21 protein-coding genes are annotated in these 20,087 nt (G+C 59.1%); 7 read left to right on the top strand and 14 right to left on the bottom strand.

From position 1 onward, the window contains the following. Positions 1–135: 135 nt before the first annotated feature. The 7 genes from ACR0LI_RS14285 to trpS form a co-directional block, all read right to left on the bottom strand. Complete coding sequence (locus ACR0LI_RS14285; protein ID WP_209834646.1) at positions 136–570, bottom strand: GNAT family N-acetyltransferase; 435 nt, start codon at positions 568–570, stop codon at positions 136–138. Continuing rightward, complete coding sequence (tsaB, locus tag ACR0LI_RS14290) at positions 567–1,157, bottom strand: tRNA (adenosine(37)-N6)-threonylcarbamoyltransferase complex dimerization subunit type 1 TsaB (RefSeq protein ID WP_480718719.1); 591 nt, start codon at positions 1,155–1,157, stop codon at positions 567–569. The genes ACR0LI_RS14285 and tsaB overlap by 4 nt, the downstream gene beginning before the upstream one ends. After that, positions 1,147–1,710 carry a NifU family protein gene (locus ACR0LI_RS14295; protein WP_152456863.1) on the bottom strand — a complete coding sequence of 188 codons (564 nt, stop codon included), beginning with the start codon at positions 1,708–1,710 and terminating at the stop codon, positions 1,147–1,149. The genes tsaB and ACR0LI_RS14295 overlap by 11 nt, the downstream gene beginning before the upstream one ends. Before the next feature lie 69 nt (positions 1,711–1,779). Then, on the bottom strand, positions 1,780–2,373 hold the full coding sequence (locus ACR0LI_RS14300; RefSeq protein WP_480621325.1) for a DsbA family protein: 594 nt from the start codon (positions 2,371–2,373) through the stop codon (positions 1,780–1,782). Positions 2,374–2,382: 9 nt separating this feature from the next. Further along, a complete protein-coding gene (locus ACR0LI_RS14305; protein WP_171634880.1) occupies positions 2,383–2,838 on the bottom strand; it encodes a universal stress protein in 456 nt (151 codons plus the stop codon). Between the two features lie 77 nt (positions 2,839–2,915). Then, positions 2,916–3,779 carry a branched-chain amino acid aminotransferase gene (locus tag ACR0LI_RS14310; protein ID WP_480718720.1) on the bottom strand — a complete coding sequence of 288 codons (864 nt, stop codon included), beginning with the start codon at positions 3,777–3,779 and terminating at the stop codon, positions 2,916–2,918. Between the two features lie 59 nt (positions 3,780–3,838). Next, on the bottom strand, positions 3,839–4,867 hold the full coding sequence (gene trpS, locus ACR0LI_RS14315; RefSeq protein ID WP_171641678.1) for a tryptophan--tRNA ligase: 1,029 nt from the start codon (positions 4,865–4,867) through the stop codon (positions 3,839–3,841). Between the two features lie 86 nt (positions 4,868–4,953). On the opposite strand from trpS, the gene ACR0LI_RS14320 reads away from it, so the two are divergent. Then, complete coding sequence (locus ACR0LI_RS14320; protein WP_171171106.1) at positions 4,954–5,640, top strand: rhomboid family intramembrane serine protease; 687 nt, start codon at positions 4,954–4,956, stop codon at positions 5,638–5,640. Here ACR0LI_RS14320 and murJ read toward each other — a convergent pair whose 3' ends face one another. The 3 genes from murJ to ACR0LI_RS14335 are packed head-to-tail and all read right to left on the bottom strand — an operon-like array spanning position 5,641 to position 11,118. After that, positions 5,641–7,182, bottom strand: a complete 1,542-nt coding sequence (gene murJ, locus ACR0LI_RS14325; RefSeq protein WP_480718721.1) for a murein biosynthesis integral membrane protein MurJ — start codon at positions 7,180–7,182, stop codon at positions 5,641–5,643. After that, positions 7,179–9,998 carry a [protein-PII] uridylyltransferase gene (locus tag ACR0LI_RS14330; protein WP_480718722.1) on the bottom strand — a complete coding sequence of 940 codons (2,820 nt, stop codon included), beginning with the start codon at positions 9,996–9,998 and terminating at the stop codon, positions 7,179–7,181. Before ACR0LI_RS14330 ends, murJ begins: the two co-directional genes overlap by 4 nt. Further along, positions 9,958–11,118, bottom strand: coding sequence for a penicillin-binding protein activator (locus ACR0LI_RS14335; protein ID WP_480491923.1), 1,161 nt, complete (start codon positions 11,116–11,118; stop codon positions 9,958–9,960). The genes ACR0LI_RS14330 and ACR0LI_RS14335 overlap by 41 nt, the downstream gene beginning before the upstream one ends. An 88-nt stretch (positions 11,119–11,206) precedes the next feature. On the opposite strand from ACR0LI_RS14335, the gene rsmI reads away from it, so the two are divergent. The 3 genes from rsmI to gshB all read left to right on the top strand — a co-directional run bounded on the left by rsmI (position 11,207) and on the right by gshB (position 13,431). Beyond that, a complete protein-coding gene (rsmI, locus tag ACR0LI_RS14340; RefSeq protein ID WP_171724252.1) occupies positions 11,207–12,064 on the top strand; it encodes a 16S rRNA (cytidine(1402)-2'-O)-methyltransferase in 858 nt (285 codons plus the stop codon). Between the two features lies 1 nt (position 12,065). After that, complete coding sequence (locus tag ACR0LI_RS14345) at positions 12,066–12,437, top strand: YraN family protein (protein WP_152456873.1); 372 nt, start codon at positions 12,066–12,068, stop codon at positions 12,435–12,437. A gap of 61 nt (positions 12,438–12,498) precedes the next feature. Further along, a complete protein-coding gene (gene gshB / locus ACR0LI_RS14350) occupies positions 12,499–13,431 on the top strand; it encodes a glutathione synthase (RefSeq protein WP_480485737.1) in 933 nt (310 codons plus the stop codon). Here gshB and ACR0LI_RS14355 read toward each other — a convergent pair. The 4 genes from ACR0LI_RS14355 to cobU are packed head-to-tail and all read right to left on the bottom strand — an operon-like array spanning position 13,428 to position 17,026. After that, positions 13,428–14,942, bottom strand: coding sequence for a YifB family Mg chelatase-like AAA ATPase (locus ACR0LI_RS14355; RefSeq protein ID WP_480718723.1), 1,515 nt, complete (start codon positions 14,940–14,942; stop codon positions 13,428–13,430). The two genes, gshB and ACR0LI_RS14355, sit on opposite strands and share 4 nt — an antisense overlap. 47 nt (positions 14,943–14,989) lie before the next feature. Beyond that, the gene (locus ACR0LI_RS14360; RefSeq protein WP_480718724.1) at positions 14,990–15,871 is read right to left on the bottom strand and encodes a glutathione S-transferase; all 882 of its coding nucleotides are present in this window, start codon (positions 15,869–15,871) and stop codon (positions 14,990–14,992) included. Positions 15,872–15,929: 58 nt separating this feature from the next. Next, complete coding sequence (locus ACR0LI_RS14365; protein WP_480718725.1) at positions 15,930–16,508, bottom strand: histidine phosphatase family protein; 579 nt, start codon at positions 16,506–16,508, stop codon at positions 15,930–15,932. Then, the gene (gene cobU / locus ACR0LI_RS14370) at positions 16,505–17,026 is read right to left on the bottom strand and encodes a bifunctional adenosylcobinamide kinase/adenosylcobinamide-phosphate guanylyltransferase (RefSeq protein WP_209834628.1); all 522 of its coding nucleotides are present in this window, start codon (positions 17,024–17,026) and stop codon (positions 16,505–16,507) included. The genes ACR0LI_RS14365 and cobU overlap by 4 nt, the downstream gene beginning before the upstream one ends. Before the next feature lie 99 nt (positions 17,027–17,125). On the opposite strand from cobU, the gene ACR0LI_RS14375 reads away from it, so the two are divergent. From ACR0LI_RS14375 to coaBC, 3 genes are all read left to right on the top strand, one after another. Next, on the top strand, positions 17,126–18,004 hold the full coding sequence (locus tag ACR0LI_RS14375; RefSeq protein ID WP_480718726.1) for an RNA polymerase factor sigma-32: 879 nt from the start codon (positions 17,126–17,128) through the stop codon (positions 18,002–18,004). After that, a complete protein-coding gene (locus tag ACR0LI_RS14380) occupies positions 18,001–18,825 on the top strand; it encodes a ChaN family lipoprotein (RefSeq protein ID WP_171634850.1) in 825 nt (274 codons plus the stop codon). The genes ACR0LI_RS14375 and ACR0LI_RS14380 overlap by 4 nt, the downstream gene beginning before the upstream one ends. A gap of 63 nt (positions 18,826–18,888) precedes the next feature. Next, complete coding sequence (gene coaBC / locus ACR0LI_RS14385; protein WP_171634848.1) at positions 18,889–20,085, top strand: bifunctional phosphopantothenoylcysteine decarboxylase/phosphopantothenate--cysteine ligase CoaBC; 1,197 nt, start codon at positions 18,889–18,891, stop codon at positions 20,083–20,085. Positions 20,086–20,087: the final 2 nt, after the last annotated feature.

Raw genomic sequence — 20,087 nt, forward strand, 5'->3', positions numbered from 1 at the left:
GTCTCCCAATATTATTTTGTTGGCACAGGGTCAGATTAGCCCCGTTCACCCACTTTTAGCGAGCATAACTGTTGTGATGGCGGGTATTAAGGGGGTTTGCAACCACCATGGTCAAATGAATTCTGACCAAATGGTCTAAAAAACGGGCGATTGCCGTTGGGGCAGGCGGCATTCCATTACAAGTGCATCAATTTTTTGGCCCGTTTCGCGTGCATAGTACGCCTTGCGCAGCCCGCACTGCCGATATCCGCATCGATTGTACAGGGAGATGGCCGCAATGTTGTCGGCCGCGACATCCAGAAAGGCACGGGTTGCCAGCAAATCGATCGCCTGATCATGCCATTCCTGCATGAGTCGAAGTGCCAGGCCCTGCCTTTGAAACGAAGGGTGGGTCGCAATTGTCAGCAACTCGGCTTCGCCCGCAATCACCTGAAACAGTGCAAAGCACCGGGAATCTCCGACGGCATAAGTAAAGCGGTTTTTAAGAAGGGCGGCGAATTCGTCTTCTGTCCAGCCGCGCGATTGCGAAAACGCTGCGGCATGGGTCGATGCCATCTCGTGCGGTGTCATTCGTTCAGCAGGACAGGGGGTGTATCGCGGGACGGAGCCGCATCGGCGGGCCTTACGTACAAAGGTGCAGGCGGCAAGCAGGTGCGATCCCAGCGCCGCGCGGCCAGCCGGGCGATGGCTTGTGCCAGCAAGGCAGGGTCAGAGCAGGAATACAACTGCCCGCCAAGTTCCGCTTCGGCCCGAGGCAAGAGACACGGATCGGCACCGGGCATTTTCACATAAACATGGTCGCGCGGGGCAGGGATCGCCGGTATCTGCCCGTCTTCCGCCAGCTCACCCAAGGCATCGAAGCCGGAAACTCCGACCGCAGGGATTTCAAGCCCAAGTGCAAGACCGCGCGCGGCCGAGACCGAAATACGGATGCCGGTGAAGTTACCGGGCCCTATCCCAACGCCGATCGCGTCCAAACCGGCCCAATCACATCCGGTTTCCGCCAGCACGTCTTCCAACAGCGGAAACAATCGTTCGGCCTGTCCGCGTGACATTGCTTCGGCAAGAGACGTCACGATTTCGCCATCACGCAACAAAGCGGCCGCGCAATGCGCGGCCGATGTGTCAAACGCCAGAATCGTCGGGTTAGACGGCAACAGGGCGAACCTCGGTCACTTCCGGAATGTAATGGCGCAGAAGGTTTTCGATACCCATCTTCAGGGTCAATGTCGAAGACGGGCAACCCGCGCAGGCCCCCTGCATGTGCAGATAGACCACGCCGCGATCAAACCCGTGGAACGTGATATCACCCCCATCCTGAGCCACGGCAGGACGCACACGGCTGTCCAGCAAGTCCTTGATCTGGTTGACGATATCAGCGTCCTCACCAGAGTGCTCGGCATGGCCCGAGGCCCCGGCGGAATCTGCGCCCATAACAGGCTGGCCGGATTGATAATGCTCCATCACCGCGCCAAGAATGGCCGGTTTGATGTGGTCCCACTGTACGTCGTCCGATTTGGTAACGGTGACAAAATCGTTGCCAAAAAACACGCCAGTCACACCGTTGACCGCAAATATGCGTTTGGCCAGAGGCGATTTTTCGCCCGCTTCCGCAGTTGGGAAATCCGCTGTTCCAGCTTCCAGCACCGTTTGGCCGGGCAGGAATTTCAACGTGGCCGGATTGGGGGTGGATTCGGTCTGGATGAACATGAGGGCGCTCCGTCTGATGTGTTTCTGATATGCGCGCAGGCGCACGGGAAGTCAAGATTTGGAACGATTCTAAATTGTGGAAGAGTATTCTAATGCGTCATCCAGACGGTCATCGCCCCAGAACAACTCTTCCCCGGCCAGAAAACTTGGTGCACCAAACAGACCAAGCGCCTTGGCGCGGGCAGATTGTTCAAACAGGGCCTGTTTTATGTCCGTGTCTCCTGCGCGGTTCATCACGCTGCTGTGCACCCCTGCTTCGTCGAGGCAGGAGGCCAGAACGCTGTCCTCGGAGATATTCTGCCCGGCGCCGAATTCGGCGCTGAAGACGGCCCGAACAAACGCCGCCCGTTCCCGATGATCCTCGATGGCCAGAACCAGACGCGCTGCCCTGAGCGAATTCTGCGGAAAAGGATCGGGCTTTGCAAAAGGAAGCCCGCGCGCCTTGCACAGACGTTCCATATCGCGCCACATGTACCGGCCTTTGGCCGGATACAGGTTGAAAGGTGAGGTGCGCCATCCCTGTTCCGCGAAAATCGGACCCAACAGGAACGAGTGCCATTCAATGGCGACGCCTTTGTCTTGCGCGGCCGCTTCGATCCGCATCGCGCTGAGGTAGGAATAGGTCGAGGCGAATTCGAACCAGAACTGTATCGTCTTCGCCATCGCCGCTCCTCAGGTTATTTCTTCCAGTTTCTCTTTGCTCAGATTACCTGGAACGATCGTGATCGGAATCGGCAGGCTACCCGAGTTCTTTGTCAGTTGAGTCACCAACGGACCGGGACCTTTCTTGTCGGTCCCCGCCCCAAGAACAAGAACACCAATCTCGGGATCGGACTGAACATGTTCGATGATCTCTGGCACGGGATCGCCTTCGCGAATGGCCAGTTCAGGTTCCACGTTCTGTTTGTCCCGCATCCATTTGGCAAACACTTCGAAATGCGCGTGGATACGTTCGCGGGCTTCTTCACGCATGGTTTCGGCCACACCGATCCAGTGATTGAACTCGTCAGGCGGGATGACGGAAAGGACCGTCACACCACCTCCGGTATGGGCAGCCCGCATTGCGGCAAACCGCATCGCGTTCAGGCATTCGCGGCTGTCATCCAGAACGACTAGGAACTTACGCATGGGTATCCTCTTTAGGTTTCCGGGATCATGCCCGACCGATCGCGCGCTGGCAACTCGGGCAAGCCTGGGGCATTGCGCTAGCGTTCGCTTGCAGCCCAATCCCAATAGAGCGCGCGGGCAAGGCGAGCAATAGGACCCACCTGAAATTGCGTATCCTCCAGCGCAGTTACCGGTGTGACCTTGCTCATGTTTCCGGACATGAAGACCTCGTCGGCCTCGTGGAAATCCTCGAAGCTCAGAACCGTTTCGTGGACCTTCACACCATCCGCGCGCAGGTTTTTGATATGCCGGGCCCGGGTAATGCCGGCCAGGAAAGTTCCGTTCGGGATCGGTGTAAAGACTTCGCCATCCTTCACCATAAAGATGTTGGCCGTCGCCGTTTCCGCTACATGCCCCATCGCATCGGCCACCAAAGCGTTGGAAAAGCCTTTCGAGCGTGCCTCTTGCAGCATGCGGGCGTTGTTGGGGTAAAGGCACCCCGCTTTGGCGTTTACGACCGCGCTTTCCAGAACCGGGCGGCGGAAGCGCGTGGTCGACAGAGTGACCGACGCGGTTTCGGGGGCCATTGGGATTTCTTCCAGGCAGATGGCAAAACCGGTGCTGTTTTCCTGCGGGACTATTGCCGTGCTGTCACCGTCGATTCCCCAGTACATCGGACGAATGTAAACGGCTGTGTCCGGGCTGTAGGCCTGCAACCCTTCGCGTACCAACTCGACCATCTGTTCGGTCGTCATGGTCGGCGTCAGCATCAAGGCTTCGGCTGACCGGTTCACCCGTGCGCAATGGGCCTCCAGATCCGGGGCCACCCCGTCAAAATACCGCGCGCCATCAAAGACCGAAGATCCCAGCCAGGCGCCATGATCCGCCGCGCGCATGATGGGTGCGTCCCCCTCATGCCATTGGCCTTGAAAATAGGTCCGGATGTTCGTGCCGGTTGCCATGACGCCCTCCTTTGATTCAGGCAAACCCTAGGAGGGCGTCAGGCGAAGGTCCAGTGCAATCAGCGTGATGCGGCGCCGACCATGCCAACGATTTCGTAGGTCTTTTGCAGGATCGGAGCAGCGATTTCACGTGCGCGCTCGGCACCGCGGGCGAGAATCCGGTCAATCTCGGCCTGATCCCCCATCAGACGTGACATTTCGGTCGAGATCGGAGCCAGTTTCGCCACTGCCAGATCGGCCAGCATCGGTTTGAACTCACCGAACTGCTTGCCGCCTACTTCGGACAGAACCTGTTCGATGGTTTGATCGTTCAGGGCCGCGTAAATATTGACCAGGTTACGCGCCTCGGGGCGGTCCTCGAGCCCTTCGGCTTCTGACGGCAGAGCATCGGGGTCGGTCTTGGCTTTGCGGATTTTCTTGGCAATCGCTTCGGCGTCATCCGTCAGGTTGATCCGGCTCATGTCAGAAGGGTCGGATTTCGACATCTTCTTGGATCCGTCCCTCAGGCTCATGACACGTGTGGCCGCACCTTCGATCACTGGCTCGGTGACGGGGAAGAAATCGACGCCGAAATCGTTGTTGAACTTGATGGCGATGTCGCGGGTCAGCTCAAGATGCTGTTTCTGGTCTTCGCCGACCGGTACGTGGGTTGCGTGGTAGATTAGAATGTCCGCAGCCATCAGAGCAGGATAGGCAAACAAGCCAAGCGAAGCGTTCTGCTGGTTCTTGCCGGCCTTGTCCTTCCATTGGGTCATGCGCTGCATCCAACCCATACGAGCAACACAGTTAAATATCCAAGCCAGTTGCGCGTGTTCCGGCACTTGGCTTTGATTAAACAAAATCGATTTTTCGGGGTTTAGTCCAGAAGCGATGTAACCGGCACAAAGCTCCCGCGTTGCATGCTGTAACTCGATTGGATCTTGCCAGACCGTGATTGCATGAAGATCGACCATGCAATAGATGGTTTCAAATTCCTCGCTTTGCATTCTCACCCAGTTCCGAAGCGCACCGAGATAATTGCCGAGGTGCAGGTTACCCGAAGGCTGTGCGCCGGAAAACACGCGGGGCGTGAACTGGGTCTCGGTCATCAAAGGGAACTCCTGTCTGGAAAAATCAGCCTCCGTCGCTTACCCATGAGGCAAAGGGACGTCAACAGCCGCGAAAGGCCATCCCAATGAGCAGTGAGCATTACACACCCGCCGTTAACCCGTTGCCGCCCGTTGTGGTGGCGCTGGTTCTGTTCATCATCGGCGTCGAACTGGCCTTCACGCTGGGATCGCGCGGTTTGATCGGAGGACCGGCGGCCGTGGGTTGGCGTCTGGACGCGATACAGCACTATGCCTTCTCGGCGGATATTTTCGATTGGATGGTGCTGAACGGGCGTTGGCCGTTCGAACATCTGGTCCGGTTCGTGACCTATCCCTTTGTATCCGCCAACTTTACGCAGGCGATTTTTGTCTGTGTCTTCGTTCTGGCGATGGGAAAAATGGTTGGTGAGGTTTTCGGTGGTGTCCCCATGCTGCTGATCTTCGTCGTCTCGGGGATTGGCGGCGCGTTGAGTTATGCCGTTTTGCTGGACCCGCGCTATCCCCTGATCGGAGGGTTTCCACCTGTTTATGGCCTGATCGGAGCATTCACGTGGTTGTTGTGGCGCAAACTGTCGCTTGTGGGGGCAAATCAGGCGAGGGCGTTTCAGCTGATCGCCGTTCTGATGGGCATTCAGTTCCTGTTTGGTCTGATCTTCGGCGGAAACGCGGAATGGGTCGCCGATCTGGGCGGGTTTGCCACCGGCTTTGGCATGTCATTTCTGGTGGCGCCGGGGGCCTGGGCCCGGATCGTCGGGCGCATCCGCCGCGATTGATCAGGCCCGGCGCAAGGCGCGTTTGAACTCTGACAATTTGAACGCTCCCAGGACATGACCAAGACAGAAATACGAGACGGCGGCGACCACGATCAGGACCAAAAGCGCAAGATAGCGCCAGCCGGGAATGTCCAGCGTCCAACCCAAGAAGTGGATCAACGCAAACAAGACCGCGCCCATGCCGACCGAGGCCAGAACGATCCGTCCCGCACGTGCCCTGAAACGGTCATCGAAACGCGCTTCTTCGCCCATGCGACGTGCCCCGATCGCCAGAAGAACAACCATGGCCCAGCCGGCAGTTGACGCGGCAATCGCAGGGGCGATCCAACCCACCAGCGGAAATAGGCCAAACGCCAAGGCCGCGTTCACGACCATTGCGACCACCGCATAACGGAACGGGGAACGCGTATCCTCGCGCGCGAAGAAAAGGGGTTGCAGCAATTTTTGCAGCATGAATGCAGGCAGACCGATGCCATAAATCGCGACCGCCAGCGCTGTCGCAGCGGTATCCTCGGGACTGAACTGTCCCCGTTCGAACAGCACCGAAACCAGCGGGTTCGGGATGATCAGGAACGCCACGGTCGACGGCAGCGTCAACAGCAGCATAAATTCCCCGGCGCGGGAAAACGCGTTGCGGGCTCCTTCCTTGTCGTCGACGCGCAGGCGGCGGGACAGGTCTGGCAGCAGGACAATGCCAATGGCGATTCCGACGACGCCCAAAGGCAGTTGGTACAGGCGATCCGCGGCAAACAGCCAACTCACGGCCTTTTCAGTCTTTGATGCCACCAGTTGTCCGACCACCAGATTGACCTGCGTAACCCCCATGGCCAAGGCGGCGGGAACCGCGATGCGGACCATCCGACGCATCTCGGGCGTCAGGTGGGGCAGGCCGGGGCGGATGCGGATACCGGCACGCTCGGTCGCCACCCAGACCAGCACCAGTTGTGCGACGCCGGCGACCGGAATGACCGAGATCAGCCATCGTATCACCTCACCGCCAGAGATGGCCCCGGCGATCAGCGCGGTGCAGGCAAAGATGTTCAGCAAAACAGGTGCCGCTGCGGCCGCTGCGAACCTGCCGGTGGCGTTCAATACCCCCGAAAATAACGCCGCCAAGGACATGAAAAGGATATACGGGAACACGACATAGCCATAGTCCACGGCCAGGCCGAAACGTTCATCCCCATGGAACCCTTCGGCTGTCAGCCACACCAGACCCGGCATGAAAACCATGGCCAGCCCGACCAGCGCCAGAACGGCCACGGCCAACAAGTTGAACGCATCCTGCGCGAACCCCTGGGGGTTCTCGTCTGCCTCCAGCCGTTTCGAGAACATGGGCACAAAAGCCGCGTTAAACGCGCCTTCGGCGAAAAAGCGGCGGAACATGTTCGGCAGGCGAAAGGCCGCGACGAAAGCATCCATCACCGGCCCGGGGCCGATGAAGGCGGTCAGCAGAATTTCCCGCAGAAACCCCAGTATTCGACTGGCCAGCGTCCAGAAGCCGACCGTAAACAGACCTGAAAACAAACGGATTTGCTTCATGAGGCCGCACGCTCGGCGCCTTCGGTGATCGCCTTGCGCAGCTTGGCCTCAAGCCCACGTTGCTTGTTTTCCGAATGATATTTCAAGCCGAACATATCCTTGACGTAAAACGTATCGACCACCTGTTCGCCATAGGTCGCGATCACGGCATTGGCGATGTAAACATTCGCTGCGGCGAGGGTCCGGGTCAGATCAAACAGCAGACCCGGACGGTCGCGGGTGTCCACTTCGATGATCGTGTATATTTCAGAGCCATCATTGTCGAAGGTGATATGCGTTGGAACGTTGAAGGCACGCTCGCGTTTCTTGATCTTGTCGCGTGATTTCAACGCCTCCTTCGCAACCACTTCGCCGCGCAGCGTCTTGTGGATCATCTGCGTAAGACGTGGCAGGCGTGAGGCTTCAAACGGGTGCCCTTCGGAGTCCTGAATCCAGAATGCATCGGTGACATAGCCGTCTTTGGTCGTATAGCTGCGCGCATCCACGACATTCGCGCCGACCAGGGCCAGCGCGCCGGCAATGCGGGCAAAGATACCGGGGTGGTCGCCCATTGCAAAACAGGCTCGGGTTGCGTCGCGATCCTCGTCCGGTTGCAGGCGGATCTCCATCGCGCCGGGGTCGCCGCTTTGTTCCAGCGCACGCAGCATGTTCGCAAACTCGACATGTGTGGCCAGATTGAGACCCTGCCAATACGGGTCATAGTGGCGCCCCGTCTCGGATTTGAGATCGGCCTTGGACCAGGCCGCCAGTTCGGTGCGCAGGGCCTTTTTTGCCTCGGCGCCGCGATTGGCGCGGTTGAGGTCCTCCATCCCGGTCTCCAGCGCGCGCTTGGTTTCGGCGTGAAGGGCACGCAAAAGCGTGGCTTTCCAGTTGTTCCAGGTGTTCGGCCCCACGCCGCGAATGTCGCAGACGGTCAGAACGGTCAATAGATCCAGCCGTTTGACGGTTTGAACTGCCTTGGCGAAATCGCGCACTGTGCGGGGGTCTGAAATGTCACGTTTCTGTGCCATGTCGGACATGAGCAGGTGATAACGCACCAGCCATTCGACCGTTTCCGAATCTGCTTTGTTCAGGCCCAGTCTTGGTGCCACCTTGCGCGCGATCTGTGCTCCAAGAATCGAGTGATCCTCGGGTCGCCCCTTCGCGATATCATGCAGCAACAGGGCGACATACAGCACCTTGCGGTTGACCCCACCTTTCAGAATCGAAGAGGCAAGAGGCAGCGATTCAATCAACTCTCCGCGTTCGATCTGGGCCAGGTTCACGATGCACTGGATGGTATGCTCGTCCACCGTATAGCTGTGGTACATGTTAAACTGCATCATTGCCACGATGGGCTCGAACTCGGGCAGGAAGGCTGACAGCACACCCAGTTCGTTCATCCGCCGCAAGGCTCGCTCTGGGTTGCCGTGTTTCAGCATCAGGTCCAGAAAGATGCGCCGCGCCTCTTTGTCATTGCGCATTTCGTCGTCGATCAGATGCAGATTTGCCGCCACCAGACGCATGGCATCCGGATGGATCAGCATTCCTGTTCGCAAGCCTTCTTCGAACAGGCGCAGAAGGTTTACCTTGTCGGACAGAAATTTGTCAGGGTCCGCTACGTCCAGACGACCGTGAACAACCCGGTATCCCGCTTTGATCCGCCGGCGTCTGCGGAAAATGCGCTCCAGCAATGGTGCGCCTTTCACGTGCAGCGCCTCAAGCTTCGTCAGAAAAATCCGCGTCAACTCGCCGACACGCGTGGCCTCGCGGAAATAGCGTTGCATGAACACCTCGACCGCCCGGCGACCGGCGTGATCTTCATAGCCCATGCGCGCTGCAACCTCGACCTGCATGTCAAAGGTCAGTTGCTCGGTGGCGCGACCCGTCACCAGATGCAGATGCGAACGAACGGCCCAAAGAAATTCTTCGGCCTGAACGAAGGTCTTGAACTCTTCCGGGGTGAACAGACCCAAAGGCACAAGTTCGGCCACGTCCTGAACGCCATAGATGTACTTTGCGATCCAGTAGAGGGATTGGAGGTCGCGCAACCCCCCTTTGCCCTCTTTCACGTTGGGCTCGACCTTGTAGCGTTCTCCCTGTTTCAGGTGCCGCTCATCTCGTTCGTTCAGTTTGGCTTCGATGAACTCCCGCTCGGTTCCTTTGAACAGCTCGGTTTTCAGGCGCCGTTCAAGCTCGTCGGCCAGCGCCTTGTCACCCGCCAGATAACGTTGTTCAAGCATTGCTGTGCGGATCGTGAAATCCTCGGTGCCCAGCCGAAGGCAGTCTTTGATCGTGCGCGAGGAATGCCCGACCTTAAGCCTGAGATCCCAAAGGATATAAAGCATCGATTCGATGACGCTTTCGGCCCAGGCCGTGATTTTATAGGGGGTCAGAAACAGCAGATCGACATCCGAAGAGGGCGCCATTTCACCGCGCCCGTATCCGCCAACGGCCAGTACGGCGATCTTTTCACCTTGTGTTGGCGTCGCAAGCGGATGCAGGCGCGTGCTGGAGACCAGCATCGCGGTTCCGACCAGCTGGTCCGTCAGGTAAGTATAGGAGCGGGTCAGCGCGCGCGCGTCGAACGGACGCTCGCTGAAGGCATCGGCGATGGCTTTGCGACCCGCTTTCTGAGCGTCGCGCAGAATGCGCACTGTTTCAGAGCGCATTTTGCTGTTGTCAGAGCTGGTCTCGAACACCTCGGCCAGCGCATCATTGACGCTGACGCTGTCAAAGATGTTTTCGGCAGGGCAAATTAGCGCGCCATCCGGCGCCATGGTCTCGCCTGATCGCTCAGAAACCGGCACCAGAGAAGCTTTGCGGGGCAGGGTCAATCACAACCACCTGTTTATTCTGAATCGTCGCTACGGCAAGGCCGCGTTCATTGGTGCCGTTCGGGCGGAGGCGGAAGATACCGCCAACACCCTGGAAACCGGCATTTTGGGTCAGGGCAGCACCGGTCAGCGCATCGGATTTGCCCTGGCTGACCAAAGCACCAATCGCCGCAATGCCGTCATAGGCCAGACCGCTGATCGGATGAGGCGCTTCTCCATATGTCGCGTTATACCGTTGACGATAGGCTTGGGCCTTTGACGGGTCGGGCAGGGCGAACCATCCCCCTTGCACGCCTGGCAGCTCCAGCGTTTGCGGGGGGATATCCCAACGGGTCAGACCGATGAATTGTGTCGTCGCCGGAGAAACGCCGGCCTCAGGCAGCAATTGCGAGAAAAGTGGCAAGGCACCCGCTGTCGTTGCCGTCATGAAAATCGAGTCCGCCCCTGTCGAATCGACGGTGGCCTTGATGGTGGGAACCGAGTTGATAACACCCTGTTGCGACCGGTCGTATCCGACCGTTCCCGCATTGTTGACCCGGCTGTTTGCCAGTGCATTGGCGATGGCAGCTTGCCCCACTTGCCCCGCGGCATCATTGCTGTGCACGATAACCGTGTTCGTTTTGCCTTGCCTGCCCGCATAATTTACCAGCCGGTTGGCGGTGTTTTCAAAGGTCGGTCCAAGTACAAATACATTGCCACCCGCAATGCTGGTGTTGTTCGAGAACGACAGGACATTCACGTTATTGTTCAGTACGGCCAGCCCGGCAGCGTTTGCCGCCTGGGCGTAAACAGGGCCGACAATGATCTTGGCGCCTTCGGCAACGGCCTGCTGGGCCACCGCTGTCGCCGTGGTCGGATTTCCTGCCGTATCGTAAACACGCAGGTCGATTTTGACGTTAGGCAGATCGGACATTGCCATACGGGCCGCATTCTCAAGGCTCTGCGCCAGCGCGGCGTCGCCCGAGCGGGGAACCAGCAAAGCAACCGGAACAGGATTCGACGTGTCAATCGAAGGGCCACCCCCAACGCCGCCGGGCTCACAAGCGGCCAGAAACGCTGCGGTCGTCAGGGCAATGGCGGCTGTCGCCAGCTTGCTTACGGGCTTGCAAACGGTAAACATCTAAATGAAAACTCCCTGATCCGGCGGCTGTGAATGCTTCTGTTCTGTTGAGCCGCGATAATAAACGTCACGCTGTGAGGGTCCAGCTTTGAATTTCCAAAAGATCAGATTGGCTGCGGGCCTGTATTTTGTTGCCACTCCGATCGGAACCGCGCGCGATATTACGCTCAGGGCGCTGGATGTTCTGGCCTCGGCCGATGTGATAGCGGCGGAGGACACCCGGAGCCTGCGGCGGTTGATGGAAATCCATGGCATCCCGCTGGAGGGTCGGCATATCCAGGCCTACCATGATCACAGCGGCGCCGGGGCGCGTGGCAGACTTATGGATGCCCTGGCGCAGGGGCAATCTGTCGCCTATGCATCCGAGGCGGGTATGCCACTGATCGCTGATCCGGGATATGATCTGGGCAAGCAGGCGGCCGAAGCCGGGCATATGGTGACCTGTGCGCCCGGGGCATCCGCCGCAATAACAGCGCTGACCCTGGCGGGCCTGCCAACGGATTCATTCTTCTTCGCAGGTTTCTTGCCCAATGCATCGGGCGCACGCCGGACCCGGATTGAGGCTTTGAAAAACATACCAGGCACCTTGGTGTTCTACGAATCCCCCAAACGCGTCTCGGCCAGCCTTGCAGATCTTGCGGATTGCCTGGGGGCAGACCGTCAGGCGGCCTTGTGCCGTGAACTGACGAAAAAGTTCGAAGAAATCCGCCGTGGAAGACTGGCCGATCTGGCGGCAGAAATTCAGGAAAAACCGGTCAAGGGTGAGATCGTTCTGCTGGTGGACCGTAGTCATTCGCAAAGTGTCAACGAATCCGACGTAGAAGAGGCTTTGAAGCGAGCTTTGGAAACCCACTCGGTTCGGGACGCAGCGGATCTTGTGTCAGAAATGTATGATCTGCCGCGCCGTCCGATTTACCAGAAAGCTCTGAAACTGGGAAAGGGATGACATGGGGCGGCGTGCAATTCAGGGCTCGGTTTCCTATCAGGCGGGGCAGTCGGCCGAGCTTCGGGTCGCCTCGGACTATGAGCGCCGGGGTTTTGCAATTGCGCATCGCCGGTGGCGGGGTGCCGGTGGTGAAATCGATCTGATTGTGCGGGATGGCGACGGGCTCGTGTTCATCGAGGTCAAGAAAAGCTCCAGTTTCGAAAAAGCTGCAGCCCGGATCAGTCAAAGACAAATTGACCGAATCTGTGCCTCGGCCGCGCAATACCTGGAAAACGAACCGGGTGGGCAATTGACCAATGTCCGATTTGACGCGGCACTGGTAGATGGCACTGGCGCGGTTCAAATCATCGAAAACGCCTTCGGTCACGCCTAAGCCCCATTGAACCCTCAGGCCTGCTGGGCCATGTATCTTGCGTGAAACTGAGGGACACGACATGAAAATCGCCTTTCAAATGGACCCGATCGGGGCCGTGGACATCAACGCCGACAGCTCATTCCGTCTGGCGGAGGAGGCGCAGGCGCGCGGTCATTCGTTGTTTTTCTATGGGCCGGATCAGCTGGCCTATCAGGAAGGTCGTATCACGGCGCGCGGCCATGACATGACCGTGCAGCGGGTCGCCGGCGATCCGGCGATTCTGAGCCCCGAACGTGAAGTTGACCTGGCCGATTTCGACATGGTCTGGCTGCGTCAGGATCCACCCTTTGACATGCATTACATCACGTCCACCCATCTGCTGGACCGCCTGAAAGGGCAAACGCTGGTGGTCAACGACCCGTTCTGGGTGCGGAACTATCCTGAAAAACTGCTGGTTTTGGATTTCCCTGACCTGACGCCGCCGACAACGATTGCCCGTGACATAAAAACGATCAAGGCGTTCAAGGAAAAGCACGGCGATATCATCCTAAAGCCGCTTTATGGCAATGGCGGTGCGGGCGTGTTCCGACTGGATGCCAATGACCGCAACCTGACCTCTCTGCACGAGCTGTTCACGGGGTTCTCGCGCGAGCCTCTGATCGTGCAAAAGTTCCTGCCGGATGTCAGCAATGGCGACAAGCGGGTGATCCTCGTGGACGGTGAACCGGTTGGCGCAATCAACCGGGTGCCAGCCGCGGGCGAAACGCGGTCAAACATGCATGTGGGCGGACGCCCGGAAAAGGTCGGGTTGTCAGAGCGTGATCTGGAGATCTGCGCAGCCATCGGACCGCTACTGAAAGAAAAAGGTCAGATTTTTGTCGGGATCGACATCATTGGCGACTATCTCACCGAAATCAACGTGACCTCGCCCACCGGCATTCAAGAGCTGGAACGGTTCGACGGCGTGAACATCGCCGAGAAGATCTGGCAGGCGATTGAAGCCAAGATCTAAGCCATGACCCGGGCGCTGATGCGAAAGCTCAGCGCCTCTGCAACATGTGGCCTGCGGATGTCGGCTGAACCGTCCAGATCGGCGATCGTCCGCGCCACCCTCAGGATCCGATGAAAGGCACGCGCCGATAGGCCGAACCGATCTGCGGCCTTCAGCAAAACGGCTTTTCCTTCTGCATCGGGTGTTGCGATCTGTTCCAGAACTTTGCCTTCGGCGTCGGAATTCTGACGCAGGTCCGGCATTCCCCGAAACCGCTCTGCCTGTATGGCGCGGGCGTTTTCAACCCGCGCGGCAACTGTCGCCGAGCTGTCGCCGGATGGGGGCAGATCAAGATCGGTGAAGCCCACAGGCGGAACTTCGATCCGCAGGTCGAACCTGTCCATCAGGGGCCCCGAGATACGGTTCAGATAATCCTCGCCGCAGCCGGGTGCGCGAGAGCAGGCGCGCGATGGATCCGTCAGGTAGCCGCATTTGCACGGGTTCGCGGCGGCCACCAGCATGAAACGGCAGGGGTATTTCACGTGGGCATTGGCACGCGCCACCATGACTTCTCCGGATTCTATTGGCTGGCGCAGGGTCTCCAGAACCGTACGGGGAAATTCGGGGAACTCATCCATGAACAGCACGCCGTTATGCGCCAATGCGATCTCACCGGGCTTGGCACCTTTGCCCCCGCCGACAATGGCTGCCATCGAGGCCGTATGATGCGGTTCCCGAAATGGACGCGTGCGGTTGATGCCGCCTTCATCCAGCAACCCGCACAGGGACTGGATCATCGAAGTTTCCAACGCTTCGACTGCGGTCAGCGGTGGCAAGATGCCCGGAAGCCGTGCGGCCAGCATGGATTTGCCCGACCCCGGCGTGCCGATCATGATCAGATGGTGACGCCCGGCTGCCGCGATTTCCAAGGCGCGCTTGGCGCGTTCCTGCCCCTTTACATCGCGCAGATCCCGCACGCTGGGCGCCAGATTCACCTCGCCGGGTTGTGCCGCCGGCAAAGGGCACTGTCCCGAGAAATGGCGGACAACATCGCCCAGGGAACCCGCGCCGATAACCTGAGTGGCGTCGACCCATGCAGCCTCGGCGCTGGAGGCTTTGGGACACAGCAACATGCGATCCTCTGACGCGGCCGTCATGGCCGCGGGCAGGGCGCCGACGACAGGCACCAGAGATCCATCAAGCGACAACTCTCCCAGTGCAACTGTTCCTTCGGCGGCATCGGCTGGGATGACCTCGAGTGCCGATAACAGCGCGACTGCGATGGGCAGGTCGAAATGGCTGCCTTCCTTGGGCAGATCCGCAGGAGACAGGTTGATCGTAATTCGTTTCGACGGCAGAGCGATGGCCATCGCACTCAGCGCGCTGCGGACACGGTCGCGGGCTTCGGACACGGCTTTGTCGGGAAGGCCAACGATGGAAAAGGCTGGCAAGCCGGGCGATACGGCACATTGCACCTCGACCGGGCGGGCTTCGACGCCGTGAAAGGCAACAGTGTGGGCGCGGGCGACCATGGCAGTCCTGTTCTTGATTAACAGGGTGTTGCTGCCATGATTGTGGTTTAAGAGTCGTTAACGGTTGCGCGCAATGCAGCGAATTTTGGCCACGCGTCGGGATCGGCAATTGTTTTGTCGCGGCAGAATGGATTGCAGAAGCCCCAGCATTTTCCATCCAACTCCAGAAATTCCGCAACGGGTTTGCCGGAATACGGGCAAGCTTGGTTGATTGACGGGCCGGAGACCGGCTTGGCGGTTGAAACCCCTCCGATCGGCCAGGGCTTGGACGGCAAATCCTGACGATAGGGAAAAGGGTCGTATCTGACAGTCAGGCCCATTGCGCGCCATTGTCTGACGGCGGGGTCTGACAACAGGTCCAGGCAATAGGTCCGGTTCGCCTTGGAAACTGGCAGCCCATATCCGATGATCCGCGCTGCGACAGGTGTGTAAAACACGTCCGCCAGCGAATACGCGCCGAACAACGGGCCTTGTCCCGCACCGGACACTTTGCGTGCATGGTCCCAGAGTATTGCGATGCGTGCCAGATCTGCCAGTGTTTCATCTGAGGGGGCGAAACCCTGCCAGACGTGCAGCAATTGCATCGGGCATTCATCCCGCAAGGCACCAAACCCTGCCACCATCTCGGCGCATAGCCAGCGGGCGGTTGCCCGGGCGGCGGGATCTGATGGCCACAAGCCGGCATCAGGGTGGCGCTCGGCCAGGGTTTCAGCCATGGCCAGGCTTTCGCCCACCACAGTTCCTTCCGGCAGGCGCAGGGCAGGCACAAGTCGCGCTGGGGCCAAGGGCTCCATATCCTGTGCCATGGTGCCCGAATACAGGCCAATCATGTGGCTTCTGTAGGGAAGGTTGAATTTCTCAAGCATCAACCAGCCACGCATTGACCAGCTGGAGAAGAGGCGGTCGCCGATATACAAATCATATGTCATACGCAGACGATGCCGCAGGTTCGCAACCCGGTAAAACAGTGATTTGTGTGGGGTCTGTTCACGGAAGGTGATTGATCGTACCGACGGACCACCTGCCTGCGTCGATCAGGATATCCGTTACCGACAGGTTGTCGATTCGGTGTGAAAAGGTCTGTTGTCCGTCCAGATCAAGGGCGCGCTGCAATTGCGTGAGGATAACGCCGAAATGCGCGACGATGATTAGATCGCGGCCTGAATGTGCTGAAACAAGCGTGTCGATCGCCGCATCAACCCGATTGCGGACGTCGTTCCAGCTTTCACCTTTCGGAGCGCGGACATCGCCGGGGTTGTCCCAATATGAAAAGGCCAGTTCCGGGTCTTCGGCTTCGATTTCGGCAAATCCGCGCAACTCCCAGTCGCCAAAATGGATTTCCCGCAAGCCCGGTTTATGGGGAAGGCGTTGACGTTGACCTTGTATGGCCGTGGCGGTGTCAACCGCCCGTGACAGATCGGACGAGATCACAAGCGCCTTGGGCGGCAAATGGTCGTGCAGACGTTTCAGTGCGGCTGTATCGCTAAGGTCAGCGGGCAGGTCGGACCAGCCGACCATGGTTTTCGCATGTGTCGGCCCGTGTCGAACAAGGTGAAGGCGCATCACGGCATTTGCCCTTTCAGAACCAAGGGCAACCCGACAGTGATCTGCACCACCAGATCGGCCTGCGCTGCAAGCGCGATGTTCAGCCGCCCCTGTGCTTCGCGAAACCGGCGGGCCAGGGCGTTGTCCGGGACAATGCCGTGGCCAACTTCGTTCGAGACGATCACGATTTGCGCAGGGCATGCACGAAGGGCGTCAAGCAGGGCGGTTTGTGCCGCTTCCAGATCGGTTTCGGCCAGCAGGTGGTTGCTCAGCCACATGGTGGCGCAGTCAATCAGGCAAATCTGATCGGGCGACAACGTGGCCAGAACCGGCCCCGGGTCGAAGGGTTCTTCAACCGTGGTCCAACCGTCGCCGCGCTGTTCAAGATGGCGCTCAATCTTCTGGCGCATCTCGTCATCAAACACTTGTGATGTCGCAAGGTAAACTCGGCTTTTCCCCTGAGAAACAACCAGTTCTTCGGCGAAAACCGACTTGCCCGACGCGGCCCCGCCCAGAACCAAGGTTAAATCCGGCGACACAGTACTTACCTATAGTTGATCCGTTTGGTGCTGTTTTGCGTAATGGTCATAGGTCGGCAAAGCAAGTCTGACCAGTACCTGCAAACAGGGGAGAGGTTTATGGCACTGGATAATGCGACGGACTTTTCGATGTCCCGGCAAGCAATGAAGGCCGAGCTGCTGGATGCGGAAACCGAACTGAAACTGGCTTATGCATGGCGTGATGAGCGTGATGAACAGGCGTTGCACCGTCTGATCACCGCCTATATGCGTCTGGCGATTTCGATGGCGGCCAAGTTCAAGCGCTATGGCGCGCCGATGAATGATCTCATTCAGGAAGCAGGCCTTGGCCTGATGAAGGCCGCAGACAAGTTCGACCCAGATCGCGGCGTGCGGTTTTCGACCTATGCCGTATGGTGGATCAAGGCAAGCATTCAGGACTATGTGATGCGGAACTGGTCCATGGTTCGGACCGGGTCAACCTCATCTCAAAAATCGCTGTTTTTCAACATGCGTCGCGTTCAGGCCCGGCTGGAACGGGAAGCCGCCACCGAAGGGCAGGAATTGGACCGTCATCAGTTACACCAGATGATCGCCACGGAAATCGGTGTGCCGCTGCGCGACGTCGAGATGATGGAAGGTCGTCTGTCCGGCTCTGATTTTTCGCTGAATGCGGTGCAATCCGCTGATGAGGATGGGCGCGAGTGGATCGATGCCCTGGAAGATGACCGCGAGCAGGCAGCCGAAGCAGTTGAACACAGCCATGATACCGAACAGTTGCGCAATTGGCTGTTGACGGCGATGAATGCCTTGAATGATCGCGAGCGTTTCATTGTGCGCGAGCGCAAGCTGCGAGACCCTGCGCGAACCCTGGAAAGCCTGGGAACCGAGCTGGGTCTGTCAAAAGAACGTGTACGACAGCTTGAGGCCGCAGCCTTTGCGAAAATGCGCAAGAACCTTGAAGCCCAGTCGCGCGAGGTGCAACACTTCATCGCATGAAACAGTTTGCGATTCTTGCGTTTGTTCTGGGTCTTACGGTTGCGGCAGCGCGACCGGGGCTGGCAGATAGACTTGTTCCCGCTGATGCCATGTCCGCGATGCGGGACGCCGATGTCTTGATATTGGGGGAAGTTCACGACAACCCGACGCATCATTTGGTGCAGGCCGAGGCGCTTGAAGCTGTTTCACCTTCGGCCGTCGTCTGGGAAATGGTCACGGAAGAGGGCGCGCAGAGACTCGCTCAGAAAGCTGTGTCAAACCCGGAAGAACTGAGCCGCATTCTGAAATGGGCTGAAAGTGGCTGGCCGCCGCTCAGCATGTATTATCCAGTGTTCGAGGCGTCAGGCGCGCCGGTTTACGGGGCTATGGTTCCGCGAGCTGCCGCGCGTGCCGCTATGGAACGCGGTGCCGCCACGGCGTTGGGGGCAGACGCGGCGCGTTATGGCCTGACGGTGCCTCTATCGCCCGAAGAACAGGCCGCGCGCGAAGCCGACCAGTTGGCGGCGCATTGCGATGCGCTTCCGGCTGAAATGTTGCCCCAGATGGTAGCGATCCAACGATTGCGCGATGCTGTGCTGGCCCGTGCCGTGGTCCGTGCGATGGACGAAACCGGGGGTCCGGTTGCCGTGATTACTGGAAATGGTCACGCGCGAAAGGACCGGGGCATACCGACCTATCTAGCGCGCCTCAGACCAGGTTGGAAAGTCGTGGCCGTCGGACAATCCGAGGATGGAGCGATCGACGGAGAATTCGATATCGTGATTGATAGCCCCACGGCCGAGCGCGAAGACCCCTGTGCGGCATTTCAGGTTCAGAATTAATCGCTGGAACTACCTGCGGGCCTTGCCTAATGTCGGGGCCGACCGGGACGGGAAGGGCTGAACATGCTGTCATCCAAACGCATTCTGCTGATTATCGGTGGCGGAATCGCGGCCTACAAATCGCTGGACCTGATCCGCAGGTTGCGCGAGCGTGGCGCGGACGTAACCCCTGTATTGTCGCGCGCTGCGGAAGAGTTTGTGACGCCGCTGTCCGTATCGGCTCTGGCAGGTGAAAAAGGCTATCGCGATCTGTTTGATCTCACCGATGAGGCCGAGATGGGGCATATTCAACTGTCCCGCTCTGCGGATCTGATCGTCGTGGCCCCCGCAACGGCGGATCTGATGGGCAAGATGGCCGCAGGGTTGGCCAACGATCTGGCCTCGACCCTTCTGATGGCCACGGACACACCCGTTCTGTGTGCGCCCGCGATGAATGTGCGGATGTGGACCCACCCGGCAACACAGCGAAACCTGAAGCAGCTGCAAGCGGATGGCGTGCGCTTTGTGGGCCCGAACGAAGGCGACATGGCCTGTGGCGAATACGGCCCGGGGCGCATGTCCGAGCCGCTGGAAATTGTCGCGGCGATTGAGGCTCGGTTGTCTGCGGGGCCTTTGACGGGCAAGCGGGTGCTGGTGACGTCCGGCCCGACGCATGAGCCGATAGATCCGGTCCGGTATATAGCCAACCGCTCGTCCGGGGCCCAAGGTGCCGCCGTAGCCCGGGCGCTGGCGGAATTGGGGGCCGAAGTAACCTTTGTGACTGGCCCGGCAGACGTGCCGCCCCCGGCGGGTGTGCGGGTCGTACCTGTCGAAACCGCGCAACAGATGTCTGATGCGGTTGATGCAGCTCTGCCCGTCGATGCCGGAATATTCGCGGCTGCGGTCGCGGACTGGCGTGTCGCCAGCGCGTCGGACAAGAAGCTGAAGAAAAGCCGCGATGGCCTGCCGGTACTGGAATTCACCGAAAACCCGGACATTCTGAAACGTGTTTCCGGGATGGGCGCGAACCGTCCGCCATTGGTTGTCGGCTTTGCGGCCGAGACGGACAATGTGATTGAACACGCCACGGCCAAGCGTCTGCGCAAAGGCTGTGACTGGATCGTCGCCAACGATGTCAGCCCTGCAACAGGCATTATGGGCGGGTCAGAGAATGCGGTCATCCTGATTTCGGACAACGGGGCCGAGGAATGGCCCCGTATGGGCAAAGACGAAGTTGCCCGGCGTCTGGCGGCGAAAATCGCGGACGCGTTGGCAGGCTGAAG

The sequence above is a fragment of the Ruegeria sp. CL7 genome (assembly GCF_056536445.1).